Genomic DNA, 4,925 nt, shown 5'->3' with positions numbered 1-4,925 from the left:
CGCGCGCGCGCCAGATCAACCTGATCGGCCAGCGTGGCGACGCGGGCGGGCAGCAGGCCATGCAGCCCGAACAGGTCACGCTCGCGCTCATCAAATGCATTCCCCTTGTTCAGAACAGGACAATCCAGAAGTTCCCTGCCAGATAAGGCGATCTGGAGGGCGTGATGACCAGTGGACTGAGCTGTATCCGACATAAGAACCCGGTGTTGCCATAACAATTGAAGAACAGGCAGGATACGGATCTGCACATCTTCGTGTAGGGTATGCGATTGCACGCCAACCGTACGCCGTACGCAATCTTGGAAAGACCGCATGCCCGATGAAATCAGTGACCTGAAGTTTTTCTGCGTCCTTGCGGCGGCGGGCAGCATCGCGGGCTGCGCACGCGCCATGGGCATGTCACCCGCCGCCATGAGCCGCAGGCTCAGTGCGATGGAATTCCGTCTTGGCACACGTCTGGTCACCCGTACATCGCGCCATTTCGCCCTGACGGCGGAGGGCCTGCGCCTGCATGAAAACGCCGTGCGAATCATGCAGGAAGTGGAGGAGGCGGAGGCGGAACTGACCGCGCGCGCGGGCATTCCACACGGGTTGCTGCGCGTGGGCGTGCCATCGGAAATCGGGCGCAAGCTGCTGGCCGGTGTGGTGGCCAGCTTTGTGGAGCAGTATCCCGAAGTCACCGTACACCTGACCCTGTCGGATGCGGGGCTGGACGTGATTGATGACGGGCTGGACATCGCCATTCGCCCCGGCATGCCATCGGATCAGGAGGTGATGACCACAAGCCTGATCAACAGCCGCCGCGTGGTCTGCGCCGCACCGGATTACCGCGCGCGCAAGGGCCTGCCCGACACACCGCACGACCTGCTCAAGCATGACTGCATCTGCCTGATCCGGCGGCAGCGCATTTTTAATGAATGGGTCTATTCCGATGGCAAGAGCCGCAAGGAAGTCCATGTGACGCCCCGCCTCGCCACATCCAGCAGCGAAGTGCTGCATGACTGGGCGGTAAGCGGGCGGGGCATTGCGCTGAAAGTATTGTGGGACATTGCCGATGACCTGAAATGCGGCCGTCTGATCGAATGTCTCAGCACCTACAGGTGGGAGGATGTCACGCTGTACGCGGTATATCCGTCCCGCGCGCATCTGCCCTCACGCACGCGGTTCTTCCTTGATTTCGTCCGCCGCGCACTGCGCCAGAACTATTTTGGCGCGTAAGCGCGGCAGTCGGTCAGCCCACCAGATCCAGCCCGCGCACCACCTGCGCCGCCCGCGCCATAAGGGCGGGCATGTCCAGCCCCGGAATCTGGCCATCCACCACCACATGACGGCCTGCGGTAAAGACATGCCGCACATCCGCCGCCCCCGACACCACGGGCGCCAGAAGCGGGTCATGCAGCCCGGCATGGCGGGGCTGGTCCACGCCATGCACCACAAGGTCGGCCGCCATGCCTTCGCGCACCGTGCCGATGGCGTCCAGCCCCAGCACCTTTGCCCCGCCGGCGGTGGCCCAGTGGATCACGTCCTCGCTCGTGACGCTGGCGGGACCGTGGATGGCGCGATGGATCATCCAGGCCGCGTGCATTTCGGCCCCCATGTCGCAGGCCTCGTTGGAAGCCGCGCCATCCACCGCCAGGGATACAGTCCCCCCCGCGCGCATCATGGCGGGTGCGGGCGCAATGCCGGAACCAAGGCGGCAGTTGCTCTGCGGGCAATGCGCCATGCCGGTTCCGGTGCGGGCCAGCAGGGCGATCTCGTCCGCGTCAAGGTGGACGAGATGGGCGTACCATACATCCGGCCCCGTCCAGCCATGCTCGGCCACGAACTGGACGGGGCGCATGCCGTAACGCTCCATGCAGAACGTGACATAATTTACCGTTTCGGACAGGTGGGAATGCAGCCCGATGCCCATATCACGCGCGGCCCGCGCCGATACCCGCAGTTCATCGGGGGTCATGCCCCATGTGGGGGTGTTGGGGGCCAGCACCACGCGGCGCATGGCGTCGGGTGCGGGTCGTTGTACCGCGCGGCCAGATCCGCCACGCGGCGCAGCATCGTGTCCAGATCCTCGTTCGGGCTGGGGATGATGTCATCCGTATCCAGCCTGCGGCTGTGGGTGGTGCCCCCGCGCGCCAGCACGAAGCGCAGGCCCATCCGCTCCGCCGTGTCGAACAGCACATGCGCGGGGTCATAACGGTAGCTGTCGGCAAACAGGTAGTGGTGGTCGGCCACCGTGGTGCAGCCCGACAGCAGCAGTTCCGCCATGCCCACGCTGGCCGCCGTGGCCAGCGCGGTTTCATCAATCCGGCTCCAGTAGGTGGAGGGCACAAGCCGCAGCCACGTTTCCAGCGGCGCGTCGATAGCGGTGGGAATACCCTTGAGCATGCTCTGGAACAGATGGTGATGGGTGCAGACCAGCCCCGGCGTAATCACCCCGCCCTTCGCATCCACCGTGACTTCACCCGGTTGCGGCGCGATTGCGCCGATACCGGCTATGACGCCGTCCCTTACATGCACATCCCCCTGCCGACGGGCCAGCGTGTCACGCTGCCCCGTCAGGATGCCTGATGCGTTACGGATAACAATGTTGCTCTGGTTCATTACCGGCCGTATCCCGATCCATCATGCATGGGTTCGCCCCTTACGCCCTGGGCGCGTAATTGGCGTTGATCCGCTCATCCAGATAATCCTGCGCGGTGATGGGATCGTATTTCTTTTGTGGCCCCTGAATGATGGCGTCGCGGTTGGCCTGACAGAAAAACGGCAGCGACAGCCGTGGCCCCAGATATTCATCCCGCCGGGGCATGCGCACCCGGTGCAGGTGGATCTGAGGCGATCATCGCTCCAGCGCATCAGCATATCGCCAATATTGCAGGTCACGGCCCCGCGCACGGGCGGCACGTCGGTCCAGGCCGGATTGTCCGCGTCCTTGCCGGGGCAGACCTGTAGCCCGCCCTGCCCCGGACGCTGGTGCAGCAGCGTCAGGCAGTCGAAATCGGAATGCGCGCCCGCGCGCCAGAACTCGAAATCCGCATCCGTGGCGTTTTCCATACTCATGTAATGGATCAGCCGCAGGGTGCTCTGGTAATGCGGAGAGGCGGGATCATGGTTATGGGTGAAGAAATCCGCGTCAAAACCCAGCTTGATGGCGAAGCAGGACAGGATCTTCATGCCCAGTTCCCAGTTCTGGCGCTCGAACCGGCGCATCCGCGCCTCAAAGCCGGGCAGTTCGCTTTCGTCAGGCCACCCATTCTCCATATCCGACATGGTGATCTGGTAGGATTCCTTGTTATCGGGCGTGCCGGTGGAAGGACGGACCTGCGCGCGATATTCCCACCCGGCATTGGAGCCTGGCCTGCGGCGGACGCGCTCCTTTTCCTGCATGGGCAGGTCAAAGAAATTCCATGCGGCGGCGAAGGCGGCGTCCACATCATCTTCGGCGATGCGTGGTTCAGCACCTGGAAAAAACCGACCCGCGTCGCGGCGTCCCACAGTGCATCGGCAATCTCGGCCTTGCGGTTTTCATAATCGGTCAGGTCGATCTGCGGCACGGCGCGGGCGACACAGGTGCCCATGCCGCCGATCGTGGCTTCACGGTTGAGTTCTTCCAGCGCGTAGGTCGCGTGGGCGGGGTTGGAAGGGCGAGACATGCTGTATTCTCCGGTCAGAATATTTCTGTGCGGGGCATGGCGGGCAGAACATGGAAAACCGGGGCCTGATCGCATGGCGATGGCCCGGAAAACGACAACTGTTTTTTCAGGAAATGTCTTGCACGGCAGCGGCCCACTAATCAGAAAACAGATTGGTGTGGAGCAATGCCCAGGACGGAATCCAGACCGCTTCTACTCGCCCATCAAGAACATCATGAACGGATATTTGCCGTCAAGACAAAAAAACCGTTACGGCAACACAACCGTGCAGCAGGTGCCCTGCCCCGGTGTGCTGGCCAGTTCCAGCCGGCCGCCGTGCCGGTCCACGATATGCCTGACAATGGCGAGCCCCAGCCCCGTGCCCTGGTCATTGCCATTGCGCACGCTGGCCTGCGGCACGCGGTAGAAGCGTTCCGTCAGGCGCGGCAGGTGATGAGGCTCGATGCCCGGCCCGTTATCACGGACATACAGGCGCAGCTCACCCGTGTCCTCCCACTCGGCCCCGATTTCAATGCGCGCGGTGGCGGGCGGCAGGGGGCGCCCGTAACGGCATGCGTTCTCGCACAGGTTGACGAGCACCTGCAGTATCTGGTCGGCATCGCCGCGCAGGATGCCAGGCGGGGCGGGGTGAATGATGATGTCCGCCCGGTCCTCCGCCGGTCTGCCCTGCAATTCATCATGCAGGCGGGCGAACAGGTCCGCCACCACAATGTGACCCTGCGGGCGCTGGTGTTCGAGCATCTGCACACGCGACAGATACAGCAGCCGGTCGATCAGGCGCTGCATGCGCGCGGCCTGCCGGGCCATGATGCCGAGGAATTTCAGCCGTGCCGCCGCATCATTCGCCGCCGGGCCCTGCAATGTCTCGATAAAGCCGATCAGGGCGGCCAGTGGCGTACGCAGTTCATGGCTGGCATGGGCCACGAAATCGCTGCGTGTCCGATCCAGCATCTCACGATCGGTGGCGTCGAACAGCACGACGCCACAGGCGGCCTGCCCTTTCCACTGCCCCGTTTTTACAAAAGCCTGCACCACCCGGCGCACGGGCACATCCGTCTCGATCCGGACCTCGCTCACCATACCGGGTCTGAGGTCGGCCACGGCGCGTTGCAGGCTGGGGTGGCGGATCATGGTGCCCAGCCCTTCGGCAAACTGGGCCTGGGCGCTGGCGTTGACATGCAGCAGCCGCCCGCTGCGGCCCAGCACCAGCAGGGCCACCGGCAGGTCATCCACCTGTATGCTGTCCGTGTCCTCGGCGTGGCCGGATCGGCCAGC

2 protein-coding genes and 3 pseudogenes are annotated in these 4,925 nt (G+C 64.0%); 1 reads left to right on the top strand and 4 read right to left on the bottom strand.

Translation table 11 applies throughout. The features are described 5' to 3' along the window. Nucleotides 1–194 (bottom strand): annotated as a pseudogene (locus tag JCM25156_RS32630) (NAD-dependent malic enzyme); the annotation flags it as partial. Nucleotides 195–312: 118 nt separating this feature from the next. Between JCM25156_RS32630 and JCM25156_RS09390 the strand changes: the two are divergent. Further along, nucleotides 313–1,218, top strand: a complete 906-nt coding sequence (locus JCM25156_RS09390) for a LysR family transcriptional regulator (protein WP_025812873.1) — start codon at nt 313–315, stop codon at nt 1,216–1,218. 13 nt (nt 1,219–1,231) lie between these two features. On the opposite strand, the pseudogene JCM25156_RS32365 reads toward JCM25156_RS09390, so the two are convergent. From JCM25156_RS32365 to JCM25156_RS09375, 3 genes and pseudogenes are all read right to left on the bottom strand, one after another. Next, nucleotides 1,232–2,601 (bottom strand): annotated as a pseudogene (locus tag JCM25156_RS32365) (amidohydrolase family protein). A gap of 40 nt (nt 2,602–2,641) precedes the next feature. Next, nucleotides 2,642–3,650, bottom strand: a pseudogene (locus tag JCM25156_RS23075) (isopenicillin N synthase family dioxygenase). Between the two features lie 249 nt (nt 3,651–3,899). Further along, nucleotides 3,900–4,925 (bottom strand): sensor histidine kinase (locus JCM25156_RS09375; RefSeq protein WP_025812872.1); only part of this gene is annotated, 1,026 nt, incomplete at its 5' end.

The sequence above is a fragment of the Komagataeibacter kakiaceti JCM 25156 genome (assembly GCF_000613305.1).
This window is presented reverse-complemented; position numbering and strand designations above follow the sequence as displayed.